This window comes from Marinilabilia sp. (assembly GCF_016278715.1).
Lineage (GTDB): Bacteria > Bacteroidota > Bacteroidia > Bacteroidales > Marinilabiliaceae > Marinilabilia.
Genome location: NZ_JADQBH010000234.1, coordinates 1 through 21,753, shown reverse-complemented (window position 1 = coordinate 21,753; position 21,753 = coordinate 1). Strand labels below are relative to the sequence as shown.

The following is a 21,753-nucleotide window of genomic DNA, read 5'->3' as shown; positions in this document are numbered from 1 at the left end:
GGAAACGTCCAAATTTATCAATTTCTTCCAGCGAATCATCCCAATTTGCTTTATTTGAGATAAAAATATGTGCATTAGGTCGTTTTTCTAATTTAGTATCTAAACATCCTGCTGGGACTACTAAAAGCTTACCCTCCATTTGTAAATTGGGCAGAGCTGAACCACAATTTGTACAAAATGCTTTAACATGATTACTTTTGTGTGGTTGAAATCTTTTAATTTCAGTTTCCGTTTTTATCCATTCTAGTTTAGCTGTTGAGGAAAATAAATTTGCAGCATGAGCTGACCCTGTGTCTTTCCTACAATATCTGCAATGGCATAAATAAAAACTCTCAAAGTCACCTATAACTTTAAATTTAATTCCTTTGCATAAACAAGAACCCAAGTATTCCATATGAGAAGTCGCTTTTTTAAATTATGAATTTAGTTGAAATCCATTTTCCAGTATTTCCTGTTTTTTTTGTTTACACTTTTCAATCTTTTCTTTAAAAAACTCGCGTCTCTCCGTTTAAATTAAGCACAAAGTTTGGCGGTATGAAAAAATGCCGATTGCGGACTACGTTCTTATCCCCTATAACAAAAACTATTGCGAGCTACAACCCTTGAATAACCTACTGAACCGGCAATTCTTTAAACCGCGTGTTAGCGGTTCGGTGTTTGTTTGTATATCTATCTTTCTCAATCTAATGATGTCTCAAATTTCAAGTTTAGAACTTATTTTTCTTCATATCCTTTTTGTAGTTCTTAATCACTTTCCCAAACTCTTTATCTTTTTTTCGTCTCTCTTCAATTGTTGTTTCAAAATGTGCTTTTTCCCGCTCCATTTTCAGATAGTTTTCATAGGATTTTTTGTCAATTTCTCCTTTTTCAACTGCTTCAATTACCGAACAACCGATTTCATTTGTATGTGTACAATCTTTAAATTTGCAATTTAGCGAAAGGCAGATAATTCTGTCAAAAGTAGTTTCTAAACCGCTTGAAGTATCCGCAATTCCTACTTCTCTCATTCCCGGATTATCAATAAGTATACCGCCACTTTCAAGAACTATTAATTCCCTATGACTTGTTATGTGTCTTCCTTTATTTGTGCTTTGGCTAATTGAATCCGTTTTCATTAAAGTTTTTCCAGAGAGATTGTTCAATAATGTTGACTTTCCTACTCCTGAAGAACCAAGCATACAATAGGTCTTACCTTTTTCAATAGTCATTTTAAGTGCTTCATATCCATCCTGAGTTGCGTTACTAATTGCAAAAACCGGAATGTCTTTAATTCGTTGCTTAATGCTGTCTGTTATTTCAGCAATTTTTTGTTCATTTATCAAATCAGTTTTCGTCAATACAATTATTGGTTTTACTTTAGAAGAAAAACAAATTGTCAAGTATCTTTCAAGTCTGTTGATATTAAAGTCTCTGTCAACGGCTTGAATCAGAAATGCATAATCAATATTTGTTGCAATTATTTGTATTTCTCCAAATTGACCAATGGCTTGTCTTGTAATCATTGATAGTCTCGGTAATGTTTTATGGATTACTGAAAATTCAGCATCATACGATGACAATGCAACCCAATCGCCAACCGCAGGGAAATCTATACGACTTTTTGCTGAAAATCTTAAATTTCCTGTTATTTCGGCTTCATATTCACCATTTTCGGTTTTTACAATATATCTTTCCTTATGCTCCGCAATGACTCTACCAATCTCAAAGTCTGAAAGGTTATTCTCAACTCTTAATTTTTGGAGTTTGTCATTGTATCCAAAATCTTCTAATTTCATGACTTCTGCAATGTTTTTCTTTTTTCACTGACCACCGGGTAGGTCAGGAGGAGTAAAATCCTCCCTTCCTTCCCCCTAAGAACCGTATCCCGATTTTTCTTCGGGATTCCGCTCTAATAACAGCTAATGTGAGTTTAGGCCCATCCTGTCTGCCGGCTGATCAACGTCTCCGTATGAGCTGCGTTAAACGCTCATAACCTGTCAGCTTACCATTTTGGTAGGGAGCGTATCAGTCTTAGTTTTCGCTCTTACCCCTTTACGATCCCGAATATGAATTTTGTTGATTTTGCTTTTGAGGCAAAATCTTACAAATTCTATATCGGGACCCTTAATCGGTCTAAGCCCCCGATGACAGTCTGCCTCACGGTTTCCTGCTGCAACGACTATTATTTCATCTTTGCTTTTACTAAAGTAATAATTAAAATAGGATGTAAATAGCTCAGGGTTTTTGGGGTTTGATTTTTCCCATTCAGTCAGTGTCTTAAGTTGATTAATTGAGTCATTTTCCTGAAAGAATTTATTAAAATCATTTTGATAGTCTTGAGCACCTGCAAAATTGAAAATAAATCCAGTTAGTAATAATCCTAAAATTTTCTTCATTGGTTTCTGCTTTTAATTATTGGTGGCAACGGTTTGTATAAGAATAGTAACCGTTTGCCTACTTCATCCCTGTCCAGTTACCCGAAAATTGAAGTGGGCTAAAACGCTTGAATTTACTACTGGACCGGCTATTACTTTAATACATTATTGTAGCCAGTTATTATTTCAAATATTCCATTCTTGATTTTGTCATCTGAAAACTCTGTTTCAATCTTACATCAATATTTTCCTCCGAACCATAATTATTTATTGATTATAAATGGTTTTATCGAACTTGTGAACTGTATGGTTTGAGGAATGGTTTGATATTTATTAATCACCCCTGTTGCCGTGCATCCTACCCCGGTAGTTTGGTAGTCGAAATTGAATGTTACACCATCCGATTTAATCAATTGATAGGTGTATTTTGCCTTTGACAAATTTTCGGTGCTGTAATTATAGCAATTAAAATTAAAGGGTTGAATTGCTGAAAACTCGATACCGATTCCTTCATCGTTTGTTAATTTCACATATTGGTTATCTGTCCGCAAGCCAAAATCCTGAGGTATTAAATAGGGCTCAAACATAGCATCGACGGTCGACTGATAAAGCCCAATACGGTAGCCGGTTTTGCGGTCTGGATAATTCTCCTGCGGCCCACGTCCAAACCATTCTACATTTTGCATTTGGTCATCAAAAACCCATTTTGTTCCGATGCGTGGCAACGACATGGGCATATTTCCATTCGGAATTATCGTGTGCTGCAGACTAATTTCGCCATCGGGCGAAATTGTAAAAATCATCTCATTTTCGAAGCCTGCACTGCCTGCATTTCCAAAGAGAGCAATTTCACGAATACTGACAATTACATTCTCATCCTTATTTTCAACCCGAAATGATTCAGGTTTTGACTTCATTTTATCCAGACCGATGGAGTACCATGAAGTGGCAATCATCCTTCCGTAGCCCTCGGTTCTGGGAAAAACATTAACCGAATAAGTGGTCCAGTCGTCCAGTTCGTTCGCCACAGGAGCACGCCAAACATTGAGTTGCGCTCCCTGATTCAGCAATTCTGTACCCATGTATTTCATGGAGTACAATTGTCCATCGGCTTTATTAAAGGTATAATCGAAATTTACTCCGGATACAATCAAATTTTGCTCATTATCTGTCACTTTTAAAGGATTGGTCTGATGCTGTACCAATTTTTTATCGGCAGGAACAATCCATGGCAACTCCAATTGATTCCAACACTGTTCAAAACCCTTGGGCGCCCATTTTCTAGCTTCCTTTAAATGAAAACTAACTGTTGCCAAATAGGTTGCACCGGCTTTTAACTGAGGCTTTTGGATAGGAAGAACGTATATTTTTTTTGCTTCCGGTTCGACATCCACCTCCATTTTTCCGGAAGCAATTGATATGCCGTTTTCCTCCAGATTCCAACGTGCTTCAAAAGCATTGGTATTGGTAAAAAAGTTTCGGTTCTCCACTTCAATTTCCATCTTTTCGGCATTGCTCCACTTAACAGAAATGGGTTGAGCCGATTTTTTTATTTGCCACATTTCAGGCTGCGCAACCCGATCCGGCCAAATACTTCCATAGGTACGCGCGCCAATTCCATAGCTAAAAAACTCGCCTTCGTTTTGCTCCTGTTCAAAATCGAGCCACAAAGCAGCATGGTTTTTCAAGTCCGGATTTGCTGCATATAGATCGTTGATATCAATCGCTTTGGAGAAAATGCCCACCTGGTCGATTATGGCATCACACAAATAACGGGACAAATGCTGACCATGTGTCTCGGCATTTTTGCCCACATTAAGAGGGAAAGGGAAATTAGTAATGTTTCCGGTAACCGGTTTTTCAGCCACCTTTTTGTTATCGATAAATAGTGAAATCGTTTTTCCGTCATAAATACCTGCCACATGATGCCAGTTTTGTGTCCAATCTTTGGGTAAAGCAGCACGGACATGGTTTTTTTTCGAAGTGTAGATATAGAAATCGAGCGAATCGGCACCAATTTGCTGCAAACCAAATTGATAGTTCCCTTTGGTGAGCAGTGTTCCACCCATTTTCATTAAATCGCGTGGAAAAATCCAAAGTGAAGCCGTTAATTCATTGCCGGAAATTTCTGTGTTTTTATCCTGGTAGACTTCCACCCATTGGTCGTGACCATTCAGATCAATACCTTTTCCATCGTGTCCGGCAACCAGTTTTGCGCGTCCCATGATGTGCGTGGCGACCTTGTTTGGTGAAGAGTCTGTCAATTTACGAACTGGCTCGAGCAAGCCTGGACTCACGAAATCCCAGATTGCACCACCCATGATGCGTGGATACTGGTAAATGACATCCCAATATTCATCCAGTCCACCACCTGCATTTCCGGCCACCGAAAGGTATTCGTCCATAAACGATGGTCGCGGATCAACACTTTCAGGAACCATCCCCACCTGTGTTTTGAGGTCAAAAGGAGTAGGATAACGTGGTCCAATAATCTCTTCGCAGCGATGCGAAAAAGCATTCCCTCCATACATCCAGTATCGTGTACTGTCATATTTCCGTCCTTCATCAATTACAGCACATATATTTTTACCTTCCCCAGCCTCGTTGCCTGCACTCCAGAAAAGAATGGAAGGATGATTGCGGTCGCGTAACACCATTTTGCGAACCCGCTCGCGATACATGGGTTCCCAGTCCGGATTATTGCTAAGATATTCCGTGGCATGTGCTTCATTTCCAGTTTCATCGATGATGTAAAACCCATATTCGTCTGCTAATTCTAAATAGCGCCTTACAGGAGGATAGTGTGATATGCGTACACAATTTATATTGAACTGTTTAAACAGTTCAAAATCTTTCCGAATGGTGGCTTCGTCCATGGTATGCCCCAAAGTGGGGTGTTGCATGTGCGTATTGATGCCGTTAAGTTTTATGGCCTTAGCATTGAGGTAGAAAACCTGATTGCGGATCTCGGTTTCTTTAAAACCTATACGACCCGTAATTACTTCTTCGGTTTTACCTTCATTGTTTATTAATTCCAGTGTTAACCGATAGAGATTGGGCGTTTCGGCTGTCCACTTTTTAGGATTTAATATTTCTGATGAAATATTAATATTTTCCTTATTATCAGCAGTTATTTGAACTGCATCAGAAGTAAAATCCTGAACCAACACATTGTCTGAATTAAACAGCGAAGTGCGAACTTTGTAGCTCTGTATATCGGTTTTCGATTGGTTATTTACCGTAATCTGCAAATTCAGTTTTGCGTTCTCATAGTTTTCGTCCAGGTCGGTAGTGGCATACCAGTCAAAGATATGCACATCCTCTTTTGCATACAGCCAAACATCATCGAAAATACCAGCCAGTCGCCAATAGTCCTGACTTTCGAGATACACACCATCTGAATATTTAATTACGTTGACGGCAATGGTGTTTTTCCCTGGTTTCAGAAAACTCGTAACATCATATTCTGCAGGCTCTTGAGCACCTTCGTTGTAGCCCACTTCCTGTCCGTTAATCCAGACAAACGATGCCGAAGCGGTTTTCTCCATGCGCAAAAAAATGCGTTTGCTTTTCCAATTTGCCGGTAGGGTAAATGTTTTGCGATACGAACCAGTCGGGTTGTATTCGCGCGGAACAAAAGGCGGATTGGACTGAAACGGATGTGCTACATTTCGGAACAAAGGATCGCCAAAACCCTGCATTTCCCAGTTGGAAGGAACTGTAATTTCAGACCATTTCTGATCATTAAAATTTGATGTATAAAAGTCGTTGGGTGTACCTTCCGGAGTATTGGCAAAATGGAATTTCCACTTTCCATTCAGCGAAAGCACATTTTCTGACTTCGATTTCTGAAGATTTAATGCTTCCCCAACCGACTCAAAAGGAATACAAACCGTGTGACCTTCAGTCTGGTTTATTTCAAATACCGCTGTATTTTCGATGAAAGAATAAACGTCCGTAAATTTCGTTTGCTGTGCTGACAAAGTAAAACTTGCCAGAGTGATAACCAGAGTGATAAATAAATACACTATTTTTTTCATGCTCGATTATATTTTATCTTGATGGAGACTATATTTGTTTTCAAAGATAGTTTTTATGACATAGCTCTAAAGCCCAATTTCACCAATAAGTCGGGCCGTTTGGCTTTTTCGAAAATTTCAATTGGAGTTGGAGAACACAAATCCCTTCTCTTTGAGCTTTTTTTTTCGAAATTTATATACCGCTTCTATAAGTACTTCTTTAGGTTTCAGGGCAATATTTAATCTTTGTGTGCTCAGTCTGTATAATTGGCTTCAACGTTGACCTGTATGTGGTCGGCGGGGATTTCGAACCTCCAACTTATCAAACCGTTACAATTTTGAGTAAATGAACAAAAGTTAAATTTACCCACATCCCCTGGCTAATGTATATTGCGTTCTTGCGCATCGTTGCTTTTCCTATCTCTCAAATATACAGTCATTTAATCGGTAATTTTAAAAATATTTCTGTTTTTTTGTAATAAATTCTAATCAAGGAACACTTTAATAGAAACAGATGTGAAAAATATGAAATCACAAAAAGAAAATTTTCTCGACATACTTACAAATTATCAAGGTATTTTCCACAAAGTCAGTTGGGTATACTTTAAAAATAAAACAGACAGAGAAGATAATATTCAGGAAATCATTTATCAACTCTGGAAGTCCTATCCAACAATTAAAAATCATAATAGTATTGGTTCATGGATTTATGCTGTATCAATAAATACTTCATTATCAAGGATTAAAAAAGAATCCCGGTTAGAATACAGGGAATCCATACCTGAGTTATCCGATAAATCAGATTTTATTGAGGATTTATCTATGAATGAATCATTAAAACTACTCCTGAATGCAATATATAAACTTGATGAGCTTGACAAATCAATCATGTTGCTTTATTTGGAAGAAAAAAGTTATGATGAAATCGCCGAAATCATCGGTATTTCAAAATCAAATGTTGGTGTTAGAATCAATAGAGCAAAAGAATCATTGAAACAAAATTTAAATAAATAAAATCATGGAAAACATAGAATTGCAAAAAATATGGAAATCAATTGATAATGAAATTAATCCTAAATCTAAGGATGAACTAAGTCTACTTTTAAAATCAAAAGCGAAACAAACATTAAATAAGTTCATTGTCATTTTAAGCACCTCAATTTTAACAAGTATCGGTTTGATTTTCTTTTTGTTAATAACATCATTAAAGCGACAGGACGATTTAATATATTTAATCAATAATGCAATACTTGGATTACTCGTGATAGTTTCCCTTATTTCAGGAATTTTATCATGGTATAAAATACAAAATAACAAATTCAGTCTTCCTCTAAAGGATTGGTTATCCGAAAGAATAAGTTTGTTGTCTAAATGGTTAACAGGGAAATTTAGCAAGCTTTACTTTATCGTAATCCCATTATTTTATGTTTTAACAGTCCTCTCAATTCACGTTTATTATGAAAACAAATTATTTATTGAGGTCATAAATACTGAGGAATCTATCATAGGTCTTATTATCGCTGCTCCAATTGGTCTTTTTGTGTCATTTTTTGCTGTCAGAAAAATTCGCCGGTATCAATTGAGTAATCTAAATTTTCTCAAAGATTTGCACCGTCGTCTTTGCAATGTGCGCTAATAGTCTAGCGGCAGTCTACACGATTGTGGTGTCGTGCATTATTCAAGGTCAAGTATTATTTGAATATTATCATTTACAAAATCAATTAGTTCATCGGGTAAAACACCAAGTCGTATTCAGTTTGTATATTAATCCATTATATTTATTTATCAGATTTTCCTCCAAATAATCTCATCCATAAATACTCTTCTATTTTCCTAAGATAGGACTTAACTGTATTCCTGCTTATACCAAGTATACGTGCAATCTCTTTTTTGCTTTTGCCTTGCTGATGCAGCTGTAAAAGTTGTTTTATCTGACTCATTGGTTTTGGTTTTCCTGCCATCACGAACTCTTTTAGTGACCAATTTTTGATCGCTAAAAAACCAAAATCCAATGTATAGATAACTACAGGGGGTCAACATGCTCCGGAGAAATGACCAGAATCCTTCAAAGAGGGGTCAACATGCTCCGGAATAATCGACGGAAATTTATCTTAAAAGCGGGGTCAACATCCGCCGGAATGGCAGTTGTCTTTCATCTTAATCTGAAGTGAAATCTTTCCGGTTTTAGGGGGTCAGCTTGCTCCGGATTATCCAACAGGAAAAGCATATTAAGAAGTGGAGAGGGATACCAAAAACTGAAATATCTCCGACATTCCCGAAAAATTCCAACTAATTCCAGAAGGTTCCAGTAGAAGTTGGAAAATTTCAATACTTTGCGTCAAGTATAGACCTTGAAAAAAATCTCTTTTCGAGAATTAAAGCCTGGCTTAAATGAAAGCAGTAATTGTTCCTTGAATGCTTCAATAATAAATTAATGGCAATCCCCGAATCAAAAAAGATATTTTATTGTCACCAAAATTGAGGTTATAAGCATTGTCATTTTCATTTTCCAGAATCCATAGATGCATAATTGATTTTACACCTTCTTTTTTTGCTTTTGCATAAAAAGTTTCATAATCTTCAAACTCAACTTCTTCACCTGAAAATGAAGACTCAAGTTTAATTTTAGTCATATAGGGTAACTCTTTGAAATTTTTCTTTACCAGTTGTTCAAACACCTCAATACTTAAGTAATATTCATTATTGTCAATCCGCTTTCCATCAATCGTAGTTAAGATCCTTTGGACAGAAGTCGTATCAATATGGTTGGATTTTCCATATATTGAAATTTCATAATTGCCCTTTTGAGTTTCAATTCTAAATCGTGGTCTTTCAAGAATAGCTCCCTCGTTTAAACGAAATTGTTTATAGTGGTTCTCGAAATCCTCAACAGGCTTTCCTATAAAGCTTGCCATTCTTCTTAAATCAAGATGATTATATACCGCCTCGGTATTATCCTTAGAACAGCTTGTAAAAAGGATTGTTATCATTAAAGCCAATAAGAGTTTTAGCTTTTTGTTTCTAAAAGGGTATTCCATAATAGTTTTCATAATATTTCGGTTGGTAAAATCCAGTTTTTGGGAAATTATTGATTTATCAGGCTTTTTCCTGCTATGTGAGTCAACCTAATTCCAAACACCTTCAACATCAACGGGCTCAATACCACCTCAGGCAAAAGAGCCGGCAGGAAAATAAAAAAAAACATTATATCAAAAGGTAAATTCCAAAAGCTCCAGATAAAAAATGATGCCGTTATTGTTAAACACCGGGTCAGAAGAATAACCGCCAGACCTTTAAAAAAGGATGTTCTGTTTCTACGCAAAATACAAACCTGAAAACCCGCCCCAAGGAGATAAGTAATGGAGCCCATTAGCAAAATGAGCTCAATTATTTCTATTATCGGGGTTGGTTGTTGCTCCATGAGGTTTTTATTTATTGGTTAGTCGGAAATTCCGACATACCACATTTTTATCCGGTTTACTGTCTTCAAAAATTTGTTAAAGATGCTCGCTAATAGTACTTCTGCCTTTTTCGAACAGTTTGGCAATAAGCTTTTGCGTTAGCCATAACGTGTCGTCCTTGAAAAACACATCAATATTAACTTTGCCATCAGCAGTTTTAAAGATGACAAAGTTTGGAAACCTTTGCAATCCACTTCCGTTGTTGTAGCTTTTGTAGACTTACCCCTTTGTAGTCTTCCCCGAAAAACGGACAGCTTAAAATTAGACAAATTATTAATTTTGAGCAGTCAAAAAACGTTATGAAAAAATCAAGATTTACAGAAAGCCAGATCGTCAAGATCCTCAAGGAGTATGAAAGTGGCATTGATGCCCAAAGCTTGTGCCGTGAGCACGGAATCTCAAAAGCAACGTTCTATAATTGGCGGAAGAAGTATTCCGGCATGGAAGCCTCCCAGCTAAAGCGATTAAAAGAGCTGGAAGAAGAGAACCGCAAGCTCAAGCAGATGTATGCTGACCAAAGTCTGGATAATGTGATGCTTAAGGATCTTCTGGGAAAAAAGTTTTAAAGCCCTGCGAAAAGAAAACAAGAGCAGAGTATTTGCAGGCTACCTACGACATCAGTATCGGCAGGGCGTGCCGATTAACAGACCTGCATCGCTCCATGTGGTATTACGAAAGCCGTCGTGACGACAGCGAAGTCATTGACAAACTCAATAACCTGGCAGAAAAACTGCCAACCAGTGGGTTTGATGAATATTATGGACGAATTCGTAATGAAGGATTGCAATGGAACCGCAAGCGCGTATTAAGAGTTTATCGCTTAATGCAGCTGAACTTGCGTAGAAAGCGAAAAAGAAGATTGCCAGCCCGTACCAAAGAACCATTAATCCAGCCAGAAGGTATCAATCATACCTGGTCTATGGACTTTATGAGTGATAGCCTGGTTTATGGGCGCAGATTTCGGGTATTGAATATTATTGATGATTATAATCGAGAAGCTCTGGCTATTGAGCCTGATTTTTCAATGCCAGGAGAACGTGTAATACAAGTGCTAAAAGAAGTAATATCAGAGCGAGGAAAACCGAGTGAAATAAGAGTGGACAATGGGCCTGAATTTATCTCAAAAGCTCTTCAAAAGTGGGCCGGCGAGAATGACATTAAACTGAAATATATACAACCCGGCAGCCCTACTCAGAATGCCTACATTGAAAGGTTTAATCGTTTCTTCAGAGAGGATATTCTCGATGCCTATTTGTTTGGTGATTTAACCCAGGTAAGAGAATTAGCATGGGATTGGATGGTTGATTACAATGAAACTCATCCTCATAAGTCATTGGGAGGCATCAGTCCTTTGAAATATTTAAAAAAGATGGATAACCACCAAAATCTAAATAGCAAAGAAAGCTCGCTGCGTGAACCTGTCAAGGGTATATGAACGGCTTCGTAACCTCAGCCGCCCTTGACAGAACCACTTAGCTCACTGAAAAAGCATTTAGAAATTTGGTTTATTGAAAAGAAAAATGTCTATTTGAGAGTTGTCCTATAAGGGGTAAGTCTACATTTGCTTCTATGCTATTTCTGTTTTTCTCAATCTGAGTTTTGGTTTATTCAATTTGTCAATGGATTCTCTCACTTTATCTCTTGTTTCAGATTGAAGATAAGTTGGAATTAATGTTTTCAAGCTTATCCCTAAAAGTCGATGGATTATTACCAAATCTTTCAGCGTGAATTGGGAAACACCATTTATTAATTCACTCATATATGATTTTGGGTGGCCCAGTATCTGTCCCAAATCCTGCTGAGTCATATCAAATTCTTTAAGCTTTTTTCTGATGCTTTCTTTTCGTTTCTGTATGAATTTTTGTTCATAATCAACGATTTCTTCTGCTTTGTCAGATTCTTCTATTTGGGAATCGGTTATTTTTTCAAAATCCGACCATTTTCTGCTTTCGTATTCTGATATTAAGTCTCTTATTTTTTTTCGAATGGGTTTTAAATCCGGGTTTTCTTTAATCATTAATCGCAATTTACGCTCAAGCAATGATGCTTTTTGTAAATCATATTCATTTTCAAGTCTTTCGATATTTTCAATCTCTTTTATGTCTTTAATATCTTTCATCGTTCTTTGCTTTAAATCCAATTATTATCTCTCAACCATTTTTTGATGACATTTCGGTTGTTTTTGAAAGTCATTTCGTAATCATCATGGTTTCCTGCCCAAACAACTGTTGCTTCTCCATTTTCTTCAAATTCAATTAGGATTAAAGTCCTGTGAATGTTAATATTGAAAAAATAGAACTCTCCACCATAAACACAATCGGCATCTGGTCTGTCATTTGTTAAATCAAGGGGTGTTTCCCAATCATTTTTCTCAATATCGGAAATTAGCTGCCGAACAGCTTTGACCAATTTTGAATTCCCCTGATTTTTCTTAATCAGTTTGCCAAGAATGTGTTTGTTTGTAATTCTCAATTTGTTTTGGGTTTTATCATCTTACGTCAAAGATACGATTAAAGTTCGGAATTAATTAGAACAATGAATGGTTTTTTTTCGTTGCAATTGCGCATAACGGGAGTCTGCGCAAAAACGCTCAAATTTCAAATCTAAGATACAATTTTATGAGAGATTGAGATTTCATGTTTGAATGTCCGTTTTTTATTATGCTGCCGGAATCAAATTAATTCTAGCATAAAATGGCATAATTTTGCCTAAACATGGTTGTTTTGAGTCATTTTTTGGTTGTTTCCGTGCCTTTTCCAGTATTTCATGAAATCCCTGATGACCTAAAATCCTGATACACCTAATCAGATTATAACAGGTAAATATCAGGCTTACCTCACCCAATACCTGCTTTTTACCCCGCACTAATACATGATCAAAACCCCAATGTCGCTTCATGGTTCCCATAGGATGCTCAGCTAATTGCTGACGTAAGCGGTAATAATCCGGACTTTGATTAACTCTGGCAGCATTTTGAGCTATTACGTCTGCATATTCGCTTCTATCAATGGCTCTTCCGTTTTGTTTGCCTTTGGTGCATCGACTACGCATGGTGCAATCCTTACAATATGGGGTTACATAGCGCTTAAAACGAAATGCAGGTGAGCGTCCCTTGCTGCTGTTTTTGTACCAGACATTGTTGGTTCTAAGTTGCTGCCCAGCCGGACATGTGTATAAATCAGAGTCGGCATTGTAAATAAATCGTGAAATGGGAAAGATATCATCATCGCTGGATGAGGAATCTTTAGGAGATACAAAAGTTTGAATATTGGCATCAGCGCATTGTTGTAGTTGGTCTCCAGTATGATAGCCCTTATCGGCTAGTATGTTAATTTGCTCTACCTTTAGCAAGTTCTTGGTATCTAAGGCGATGGGAGCCAGAGCACGGGTGTCGTTGACTTGTCCTGTTTCAAGATTGGTGATTAGCTTGTTTTTGGCATCCACGGCTGCCTGAATGGTATAACCTACTTGTACAATATTTCGGTGTAGTATCACTGCTCTGGCGTCTGAATCGGTTAGAGAAATTTGTTCCTGCTCGCTTTCTATTAGTTGCGTCTCTATTGTTTCGTACTTAGCTTTTCTTTTTTTTTGAGTCTCAATTTTTTGCCTGAGTTCGGCCTTTTCTTCTTGGTTCTGTGCCTCATCTAAATCTCTTTTAAACTCAGCTATTCTGTTGTCGATATATTCCTTGTGACGTTTTATTTTGGCAATATTGAAATTGTTTTTCAACGAATTCTGAGCCCTAATTTTAAAAGAGTCCACTGCAATGGTTTTTCCCTCGACAAGACCCATCTCTTTAAGCAGAAAGACAAACTTTCGAAACACATTTGTGAAGGCTTCTGCATATTCTTTCCGAAAATAGTCTATGGTTCGGTTAGAAGGGGTTTGTCCACACAGTAACCACTTGACCTCCAGGTTGAATTTGGACTGATACTCTAGTTTTCGAGAGGAACGTATCCCGTAGCGGTATCCATATAAATACAACTTTAAGAGTGTTGCTGGATGATAGGGTGGGCGCCCTTCCTCATTTGTAGTAACATGCTTAAAACCAAAGCTTTTCAAATCAATTAAATCTACAAATGCATCAATGACTCTTACAAAGCTCTCTTTTTCAACACATTGCTCCAGACAAAGCATTTGGATTTGATTTCGGTTCTGACTCGGTATGTGATGCATAACAAATCGTTTTGTATTATGCATTGAATTTAAGTATAAAAATCAACAAAAAATTAGTAAAAGTTAATCTGTTATCTAATAAAATTAATATTACAACAAAAAAGATGTAACTGGGAGGTTTTTGCGCAGTCTGACGGTCACATATATGAAATGTTGGGGTTTGCGGGCGTCATCACTGTCTGCCGCTACAAAAGTTGGTGCGGGGCAGAAAGGTTCGTGTAAACACCAAACCCCCAATATTTTATATATGATGTTACCAAACGTACTTTTGATTTTCTTACCATGACCGATATGGAACCTTTGAAACATATAGATTCAGGTCATTAATAGTTTTCTTCTGTCTCTTTAAGTTTTCATTCATAATTTTTAATGCTTCAAGTGAATGATATGGATGTGGAGAAGGACCAACTGTTACCCCTAGGACATTATCTTGAATACAATCAATTTCAATGTAGGGTACGATTAAGTTTTTACCAGCTCTAAATTTTATTAAATTATTGACATTCGAGTCATTTACTAAGTAATCCTCCAAGGGCAGAACAACAATTCTACATTCTTGCTCTGCCTCAAATTTTGGATTTTTAAAAAATAAGCATAAAGTTAGAATGTCAAAGAATAGATTGTCCAGAGTGTATTTAACATCTTCTAAAAAATCTTTGTAGTAGAAATCCAAAAGCGTTTGAAATGCTCCCCTTTTGAATTCGTCCTCATAAATGCATTTTCTGAATAGTATTCTACAATTGCAATTGTTTTTTGCCTCAGAATGCCTTGTGTCAATAAGTTCTGATTGCTTTTCTATAAATGACTGATTAAAATTAAATTCAATTGAAAACCCTAGATTATTACCTGCATATGAACGCCATTGGTTTAAATCGTCATTAACCATTGATAATGAAAATACAAATGATTTATAATCACTTATATTTAATTTCTTAAAATCAGCATTTGTCAAGTTTTCAAAATCAATATTAAACCAATGTTGTAAATGTCTTTTTATTTCAGTTCTAAATCCTGCGTATTCGGTCGATTTATAATTTGTCTCTAATACGTCAATAAAATATTTCCATCCGTTAAGATTCTCTTCAATATCATTAAGATAAAAGATTTGTGTACACCTTATTTTTCCAAAATCAAGAATTCCCATTAGACCATCGAAAGAAGTATAATGATACAGATTCTTTCCAAACAAATCATCAGGTAAAATCTTTTCAATTATATCTCTATTGTCTTGCATTGCTGTTCTTTAGTATGTTTGGTAACGATTTTATAACCACACCTCAAAGTGCGGTTATATTCAATTTTTCAAAAACAAAAGGTGCACAAAACATCCAAATCCCGAATGCACTGTACACCTTAATATCTCTTATCTATCATTCCCCATCCGGAGGAGGAGAGGAGTCTCAAATTTTCTTTAATCCTTATGTGGGGTTGGAGCTCCAATTTGATTTATAGTTTTAAGGGTTTTTGTTTATTGTAAAACTAACTTTTTTGTTTTCTTTCTCCAATGAAAATTAACACTTTTCCGCCAAAAACTCATTTCTGAAAGATAAAAGGCCACATAAAGGCAGCTATTCTTTAAAGCTATCGAAAGGAAACAAAAACGCTTGCCGGCGTGGAATTTCTGGAACGTTCCCTGGAGCATATTGTACATCCTCACTTTCGACGTATTCCCCAACTGGGTTTTCTGAGTAATCGTAATAAGCGAGAAGCAATTGAAAAGATTTGTCGCTGTGCCTCCGGCAATGCTAACATACAGCAGACTCAAAACAGCATCAAAGATGTGGTTAATTGCAAAAATATATGTCAAAAAACGAGATAAAAGGAGTCAAATCATCATTAAATACCTTCCCGGAAACCGATTGAAAACACTATAGTTAAATCAGTGTTTTATAGTTCTTTATTGTGAGGCACCCTGAAGATTGTTTAGTTCAACAATAGCCTCCAATATCAAGCGTGTGCAAGCAACGCTTGATCGGAGGCTAAGTGTAGTGCGTTTCGTGTTTTTATTTATTAATTTTTCAAACTTTCCATTTTCAAAAAAATCAACTAAGATATCCGACAATTGTGTTATTAATCTGAAAATAGAAGATGTTTGCATTTGTTATATCAAATTTCCTGCAGCTTTTACCTGAGAATCCATGTAACGACCGACTAATATACCAACCAGCAAACCAAAGCTAATTCCATAGGAGATTCCTAAAGACCGCTCAAAACTTGATAAGAGAACAACTCCAATAAGAACTCCAAAAGATGAACCAAGAGCTATACCCAAATTTGTATAATGCCCTTTTGACGTTAAAGAAAATGTATCCTTTAAATATTTCTCAAATTTACGAAATGCTTTCTTGAAGTGTTTTTTCCTGTTCTCAGGATTCGATTCAAAATTTAAACTATCCAATTCCGTTTCTATGGATTGAATTTCATCTTTTGAGAACGCTCTGTTTTTCAATTTGCGCAGAACATAGAGGAATTTTTCATAAATTTTCGTTTCAGATGTTTTAGTTGTTTCGGTTTTTAAACTTTCGAGAAAGTTAGTTGCTTCTTGTAGTGTCATAAAATTTAATTTTTATTGTTTCTTGTTTAGTGGCTCGAAGCAAGAAATATTACAAACAAAACAATCTTTTTTTCACAAAAATCTATAAAGCATTTAAAATGAAGCTTTACGAGAGGTGTTCAACTCCGTAAACTTTCTAAATCAGTCAATAATTCATCCAGTTTTTTCAATACTCTTCCGTAAATAATGTTCAAATCCCACATATAAATCCGGCCACCAAAATATGCCAGCAGACCCATAATTGAAACTGCAATGATTACAGCGATCAGTGGCACTCCAAATATCAGATAGGTATCCGGAAAACCTATTAGGATTTCGTTAACAAGTCGTTCGCCCAGGTAAGTGCCTTCAGCATCATTAAACCAAAATCCCAAAACAAAAGATAGAAAAAAAATGGGATACATAAATGAAGAGAATCGCTTATTAATGGCTATTTGTTTTTTTATCCAATGGCTGAAAGAATTAAGATATTGATAACTATTTTGCCCTTGATCAATCCTTTCCAGCTTATTCAATAAATTTTTATTAATAAAGACCAGCACCATAAGCGTTAAAAAAAACAGCGCTCCCATTACCGGAATGTGCAAAAAACAGGAAACAATCAGAAAGACAAATGAACCAACTACAATTGCGATCAAGTTGTTGCGGAACATTTTCTTGAACTTATCAATGATGTGAATTGATTTTTGGTTGTAAAGGTTGTCTATCTTCGGTGCTGTTAAGTCATCATTCTTTTGAAAGCCTTCTTTCCAAATATTTTCAATTGATCTTTCCATCTAATAATTTTTTTAATCTCATTTTAATTCTTTGAACACGAACACCAATATTGTTTGGATTTGTTCCTATAATATCAGCAATTTCCTGATATGATTTTTCTTCTAAATAAAGCATAATTATGGCTCTGTCAATTTCTGACAGTTTTCGAATAGCATCATATAGCAGATTTAGAGATTCGTCTGAAAATGCATAATTATCTTCTGTTTCTTGAGCAGGCAAAGAATCGGATACAAAATGCTGGCTGTTTTTTTTCTTTTTCTTCAATAAGGTCAAACAAACGTTCAGCGAAATTCTGTAAACCCATGTACTCCATTCCGATTCCTCACGAAAGTTGTCTTTACTCCTCCAGATTTGCAAACATACTTCCTGGTAATAATCTTCAAAATCTTCTTGTGAATTGGTATATGCCCTGCACAACTTGATGATTATTCCAGAAAAGGGAAGAATAGATGATTTATAAAAATCGGTACTCAAATCTACTTTTTAAGTTAGTGGCTCAAATCTTGAATTATTACATCTAGGTTGAACTAAACCCGTTTTCAACAGGAGTTTATCATTATAAAACTAAGAAATCTTCTTAATAAACCGATTTTTCGGTCTCAAACAATTAAAAACAATTTGGTTATGAGTCGAAAATCGTATTTAGAACAGGCCTGCGAAGCAGTACCTGAATTCAAAAAAGTGAGTACACCGTTTCTTCGAAAGTACACCATTTCCGGAAAGCCCTCTATCACTTTGATTTTTCCCATTATTAAGTCCTTTGAATTTTCGGCAAATAGCTAGTGTCTGAAGGATATTTTTGTTGGGAGCCAAACCAAACGAAAAGGCCTAACCATACCATTTACAGCATTTAGTAGATTTATTGGCAGATTGTTACTTCTCGGTACCTATATGCGCCTGGGCGTGGTTTTCAGACCGGCTGTGACTTTATCGGGTTGAAAGCATGGGAGAGGGTAATGCGAAACCCTCAATATGTTGTGGATGCCACGGCTGGCGTATCATTGCTTTGTTGTGTGGCGTTTTATTCATTCGTTATTACTGTGTAACCGGTTTCACAATCTCTTTCTGTCTGAATACCATTGCGATAGAGGAAGTGTTCAAAGTATTTCATTTCATTCTCAGATTTTTTTAATTCCAATAATTTCGAATATCCGTTTTTCTCCTTTTCGCTCAAAATGCTGTCAATTACTGCTGGTTTTGTATTTTGAGATATACTATCAACCTTATCAATTTCATATTCGAAAAATTTTAGCTGACTTAAAGCCTCATTTGATTTAAACTCAAATTTGGGAATTCCTATATCATTGTACTTTAAAAAATTGAAATTCGGGTTTATTGAATCAGTCATAAGGGCAGAAAAAAGTCCTGAGTATCACAGCATATCTCTTTTGTTTCTTTTGTTTTTTTATTTGCAGCGGAAATAACAATATTGCTCGGTGATGTAGACTGATTCTCTATACCATTCATAAACATGTTTTTATAATTTGAATCATGTCTTTCCGTGACCGAACATGAGCAAATTACAAATATCAATATGGTAAGGTAGAGATTTTTCACTTTTAAGTTCTTATTTATTCATGACCAATTAACCATTTGAATATCTTTCCAATTGTAATGCCCCAGTTTTCTTTCTGAATGGCTTCTAATTCTCCTTTATCCAACCAGATTCCTTTGCATGTAGGGCAATAATCAACAATTACTTTTTTATCTCTTGGATGTTCAGCTTTCTTCAGTCTGGGATGATTTGAGCAAGAAGGGCAATAAAGGGGTTTAAGTTGTTCTGTTTTATTGGGGATTTTGCGAATTTCCAACATTGTGGGTTCGATAATTTTATCAATTTTCGCAAGTTCTCCACTATCAAACCAAATTCCACCACAATTATGGCATTTATCAATTTCAAATGATAGTTCATTTTCGTTTAAAGGTTCCGCTGTAAGAGTTGTTCTACATCTTGGACAATCCATTATCAATTTTCTTTATGTTAATATCTGTCAGTATATCAGTTGTTTTAATGCCACACAACTATTCTATAACCACCCCTCACCTGCAGTTATTTTCGGGTTTCCAAAACAACAGGTGCACAAAACATCCAAATCCCGAATGCATTGTACACCTTTATATTTGTTACCAATCAATCCCCATCCGGTTGTGGAGAGGAACATCAAATTTTCTTTAATCCTTATGTGGGGTAGGGGCTCCAATTTGTTTTATAGTTTTAAAGTTTTTTTGTTTCCCGTAAAACTAACTTTTTTGTTTTCTTTTTCCAATGAAAATTAACATTTTAGAAACGAACTGAATCATAAAAAACAAAAAAGCCTGTAAATCAAACGATTTACAGGCTTTTGCTTTCAGGTGATTCCTGAAAAGTCGGGGTAGCAGGACGACACCCTGTGCCTGTAATGACTTTATTTCTAATAATATACAATTTAGCATTTCAATGAGCTCACCGTTTTGTTCTCATTTTTTTTGAACTGAAACGTGCGTTTTTGGTGCAAACTGAACCATATTATAAAAGTACGAAAAAAGAGAATTTATGTATCACATTAATACAAAATAATTCAAAAAAAATGGAGAGATATTTTAATGGCTGGGATTAGTCGTAGATGTACTCCTTTACTTCTTCTGTGGCAAAGCCGGCGAAGTCGGCGAATTCTTTGATGGTTACGAATTGATGGGGTTCTTTACCCAGGCGCTTACGGATGTTGTCCAGGATGCGGTAACCGGTTTTTTCGCTTTTGCCGGTGATGCGCTGGATGTCCTTGGCGTAGATGCAAATTCTTTTGGTCTTCATTTTCTATAGGGTTGCTTATTTAACAATAAGTCAGGTTTTAATACTTTATCTATACTTAAGCTATACAGTATCTATACTGATGCTGTATTGTCTGTTTGTAAATATGTACCTGTAAAAATAATAAAAAAAGAGACATTGCAGGACAGTTTTCTCATTGAAAGTCAGGTTTCCCGTGGTGATTTGAAATAATGGGTTTTCAGTGATAGGTTTGAATTATTAACGAGGGTGTATGGGTTAACCATCTCCCTGAAAACCTAAAATGTTATGGCAAGACAAGAAAGTTTTTTGAAGTTGAAAGGAAGAGTAGGAGACCTTACTTTCTACAAAAGTGGCGGGAAATATCTGGCCCGTACTAAAGGGGGCATTGATGGTGATCGCATCAAGAATGATCCGAGGTTTGCGCGTACCCGGGAAAACGGACAGGAGTTTTTGAGAGCCGTCAAGGCCGGGAAATTGTTGCGAGATGCTTTTCGCGAGCAGCTAACCTTAACTTCTGACCGGGGGATGAGTGGACGCTTGTCTTCTGCATTCTCTAAGATTGTGAAGAGTGATGAGGTCTCGGCTCGTGGAGAGCGGAATGTGATGGCCGGTGATGTGGCTTTGTTGACGGGTTTTGAATTCAATGCCAACAGTAACCTGAAGAATATCTTTACCGAAGGATATGGTGCCAGTCTTGCAGAAGGTGTTGCCGAGGTACTTATTGACGCCTTCAATCCGTCCAGTATCCGGAAACCTGAAGGAGCTACTCATGCGCAATTTGTGACTGTAGCCGGTTTCTTTGATTTTAACGGATTGGAATCGGCGGCTGCAACCGTTGAAGGGGAGCCTTTTTCTCTGGATGAGTCGGAGCACTTGGAAGAAACTCTGACCGTCGGGAGTGTGGAGCCGGTTGAAGGTGGTGTTGGAGTTGTGATGCTCGGCCTCCTGTTTTGGCAGGAAGTGAACGGTGAACTGTATAAGCTCAACAATGGTTCGACCAATGCTCTGCGCGTAATTGCCGTTGAATAATGATGAGCCCGGGAAACATCGAGCGTGGCCGGCAGGCAGGGTTTGTTGGGGGAACACTGACAGGGATTTTTACCAATATTTCCCTGGCGGATGTTATGGGAACGATTGTGCTTTCTGCCATAGGTGCTTCGGTTAGTTTCCTGGTCTCTTTGTTGCTTAAGCGGTTGTTAAACGGGCGCAAGCGAAAGTAAACTCATCATGGGGAAAGAAAACAGCCACCAATGAGTGGGAGTGTTTGATGTTTGAGATGAAAAGCTCTTCGGGAAACCGGAGGGCTTTTTTTAGTGGGTATTTGTCCATAAAGCACCATTTACAGCGTTGTAAAAATTACTCATTTACTAACATTAGTGTCCTAAACATTTCCCAAAAGGGATTTCATCCCTTAAACCCTGACTTCCTTTAGTTCACGATATAATATCTTTTGGCGTTCATGATTTCCGCTGCGCTCCAATTCTTGCCTTGATGCAAGAAAGGAAGCAAAGAAAATATTTCATGAATATTGCTGCGTTCGACATTATCCAAGCAAGCTTGGCTACTGTTCTCACTAATCGCAATATTTCAAGACTGAGCCAGCTTTCGCTCTAAAAACTACGGTTCTTTTATCGTAATCGTC

22 protein-coding genes and 1 pseudogene are annotated in these 21,753 nt (G+C 36.7%); 7 read left to right on the top strand and 16 right to left on the bottom strand.

What is annotated here, in order from left to right; all coding sequences use genetic code 11:
* From QZZ43_RS14470 to QZZ43_RS14455, 4 genes are all read right to left on the bottom strand, one after another.
* The coding region (locus tag QZZ43_RS14470) for a GFA family protein (RefSeq protein ID WP_291860860.1) at positions 1-394 on the bottom strand (394 nt) is incomplete at its 3' end.
* Between the two features lie 313 nt (positions 395-707).
* On the bottom strand, positions 708-1,775 hold the full coding sequence (gene rsgA / locus QZZ43_RS14465) for a ribosome small subunit-dependent GTPase A (protein ID WP_291860857.1): 1,068 nt from the start codon (positions 1,773-1,775) through the stop codon (positions 708-710).
* Positions 1,776-1,976: 201 nt separating this feature from the next.
* Positions 1,977-2,375: a hypothetical protein gene (locus tag QZZ43_RS14460; RefSeq protein ID WP_291860856.1), complete on the bottom strand. Its 399-nt coding sequence runs from the start codon at positions 2,373-2,375 to the stop codon at positions 1,977-1,979.
* 242 nt (positions 2,376-2,617) lie between these two features.
* Positions 2,618-6,394, bottom strand: coding sequence for a glycoside hydrolase family 2 TIM barrel-domain containing protein (locus QZZ43_RS14455; RefSeq protein WP_291860854.1), 3,777 nt, complete (start codon positions 6,392-6,394; stop codon positions 2,618-2,620).
* 504 nt (positions 6,395-6,898) lie between these two features.
* Between QZZ43_RS14455 and QZZ43_RS14450 the strand changes: the two genes are divergently transcribed.
* Complete coding sequence (locus QZZ43_RS14450; protein WP_291860851.1) at positions 6,899-7,387, top strand: RNA polymerase sigma factor; 489 nt, start codon at positions 6,899-6,901, stop codon at positions 7,385-7,387.
* Between the two features lie 4 nt (positions 7,388-7,391).
* On the top strand, positions 7,392-8,009 hold the full coding sequence (locus QZZ43_RS14445) for a hypothetical protein (RefSeq protein WP_291860848.1): 618 nt from the start codon (positions 7,392-7,394) through the stop codon (positions 8,007-8,009).
* A 142-nt stretch (positions 8,010-8,151) separates the two neighbouring features.
* Here QZZ43_RS14445 and QZZ43_RS14440 read toward each other — a convergent pair whose 3' ends face one another.
* Both QZZ43_RS14440 and QZZ43_RS14435 read right to left on the bottom strand, forming a co-directional pair.
* Positions 8,152-8,313, bottom strand: a complete 162-nt coding sequence (locus QZZ43_RS14440) for a helix-turn-helix domain-containing protein (RefSeq protein WP_291860862.1) — start codon at positions 8,311-8,313, stop codon at positions 8,152-8,154.
* A gap of 480 nt (positions 8,314-8,793) precedes the next feature.
* Positions 8,794-9,423 (bottom strand): hypothetical protein, encoded by a 630-nt coding sequence (locus QZZ43_RS14435; protein ID WP_291860845.1) that lies wholly within the window; start codon positions 9,421-9,423, stop codon positions 8,794-8,796.
* Positions 9,424-10,133: 710 nt separating this feature from the next.
* Here QZZ43_RS14435 and QZZ43_RS14430 point away from each other — a divergent pair.
* Positions 10,134-11,269 (top strand): IS3 family transposase gene (locus QZZ43_RS14430; protein WP_291860842.1). Its coding sequence is split into 2 segments (ribosomal slippage): positions 10,134-10,386 and positions 10,386-11,269, totalling 1,137 coding nucleotides; the frame shifts between segments, so codons are not numbered across the junction.
* A gap of 132 nt (positions 11,270-11,401) precedes the next feature.
* Here the strand turns inward: QZZ43_RS14430 and QZZ43_RS14425 are convergent.
* The 4 genes from QZZ43_RS14425 to QZZ43_RS14410 form a co-directional block, all read right to left on the bottom strand.
* Complete coding sequence (locus QZZ43_RS14425) at positions 11,402-11,953, bottom strand: helix-turn-helix transcriptional regulator (protein WP_291860840.1); 552 nt, start codon at positions 11,951-11,953, stop codon at positions 11,402-11,404.
* 11 nt (positions 11,954-11,964) lie between these two features.
* Positions 11,965-12,306: a type II toxin-antitoxin system HigB family toxin gene (locus QZZ43_RS14420; RefSeq protein WP_010423880.1), complete on the bottom strand. Its 342-nt coding sequence runs from the start codon at positions 12,304-12,306 to the stop codon at positions 11,965-11,967.
* A gap of 186 nt (positions 12,307-12,492) precedes the next feature.
* Complete coding sequence (locus QZZ43_RS14415) at positions 12,493-14,010, bottom strand: IS1182 family transposase (RefSeq protein ID WP_291860833.1); 1,518 nt, start codon at positions 14,008-14,010, stop codon at positions 12,493-12,495.
* Positions 14,011-14,287: 277 nt separating this feature from the next.
* Entirely contained in the window at positions 14,288-15,244 is a 957-nt protein-coding gene (locus QZZ43_RS14410) for a DUF2971 domain-containing protein (protein ID WP_291860830.1), read from the bottom strand.
* A 363-nt stretch (positions 15,245-15,607) separates the two neighbouring features.
* Here QZZ43_RS14410 and QZZ43_RS19635 point away from each other — a divergent pair.
* Positions 15,608-15,829 (top strand): annotated as a pseudogene (locus QZZ43_RS19635) (hypothetical protein); the annotation flags it as partial.
* 282 nt (positions 15,830-16,111) lie between these two features.
* Here QZZ43_RS19635 and QZZ43_RS14405 read toward each other — a convergent pair.
* The 3 genes from QZZ43_RS14405 to QZZ43_RS14395 all read right to left on the bottom strand — a co-directional run bounded on the left by QZZ43_RS14405 (position 16,112) and on the right by QZZ43_RS14395 (position 17,815).
* Complete coding sequence (locus QZZ43_RS14405; protein ID WP_291860827.1) at positions 16,112-16,564, bottom strand: hypothetical protein; 453 nt, start codon at positions 16,562-16,564, stop codon at positions 16,112-16,114.
* A gap of 119 nt (positions 16,565-16,683) precedes the next feature.
* Positions 16,684-17,340, bottom strand: coding sequence for a hypothetical protein (locus QZZ43_RS14400; RefSeq protein ID WP_291860824.1), 657 nt, complete (start codon positions 17,338-17,340; stop codon positions 16,684-16,686).
* Positions 17,324-17,815, bottom strand: coding sequence for an RNA polymerase sigma factor (locus QZZ43_RS14395; protein ID WP_291860822.1), 492 nt, complete (start codon positions 17,813-17,815; stop codon positions 17,324-17,326). Before QZZ43_RS14395 ends, QZZ43_RS14400 begins: the two co-directional genes overlap by 17 nt.
* 150 nt (positions 17,816-17,965) lie before the next feature.
* On the opposite strand from QZZ43_RS14395, the gene QZZ43_RS14390 reads away from it, so the two are divergent.
* The gene (locus tag QZZ43_RS14390; RefSeq protein WP_291860820.1) at positions 17,966-18,124 is read left to right on the top strand and encodes a hypothetical protein; all 159 of its coding nucleotides are present in this window, start codon (positions 17,966-17,968) and stop codon (positions 18,122-18,124) included.
* A gap of 238 nt (positions 18,125-18,362) precedes the next feature.
* On the opposite strand, the gene QZZ43_RS14385 is transcribed toward QZZ43_RS14390, so the two are convergent.
* The 3 genes from QZZ43_RS14385 to QZZ43_RS14375 all read right to left on the bottom strand — a co-directional run bounded on the left by QZZ43_RS14385 (position 18,363) and on the right by QZZ43_RS14375 (position 20,132).
* A complete protein-coding gene (locus tag QZZ43_RS14385; protein WP_291860817.1) occupies positions 18,363-18,689 on the bottom strand; it encodes a hypothetical protein in 327 nt (108 codons plus the stop codon).
* 223 nt (positions 18,690-18,912) lie between these two features.
* Positions 18,913-19,305 (bottom strand): zf-TFIIB domain-containing protein, encoded by a 393-nt coding sequence (locus tag QZZ43_RS14380; protein ID WP_291860814.1) that lies wholly within the window; start codon positions 19,303-19,305, stop codon positions 18,913-18,915.
* 629 nt (positions 19,306-19,934) lie between these two features.
* Positions 19,935-20,132 carry a hypothetical protein gene (locus tag QZZ43_RS14375; protein ID WP_291860811.1) on the bottom strand — a complete coding sequence of 66 codons (198 nt, stop codon included), beginning with the start codon at positions 20,130-20,132 and terminating at the stop codon, positions 19,935-19,937.
* A 264-nt stretch (positions 20,133-20,396) separates the two neighbouring features.
* Here QZZ43_RS14375 and QZZ43_RS14370 point away from each other — a divergent pair, with 264 nt between their 5' ends.
* Both QZZ43_RS14370 and QZZ43_RS14365 read left to right on the top strand, forming a co-directional pair.
* Positions 20,397-21,140, top strand: a complete 744-nt coding sequence (locus tag QZZ43_RS14370; RefSeq protein ID WP_106153384.1) for a hypothetical protein — start codon at positions 20,397-20,399, stop codon at positions 21,138-21,140.
* On the top strand, positions 21,140-21,331 hold the full coding sequence (locus tag QZZ43_RS14365; RefSeq protein ID WP_291860802.1) for a hypothetical protein: 192 nt from the start codon (positions 21,140-21,142) through the stop codon (positions 21,329-21,331). The genes QZZ43_RS14370 and QZZ43_RS14365 overlap by 1 nt, the downstream gene beginning before the upstream one ends.
* Positions 21,332-21,753: the final 422 nt, after the last annotated feature.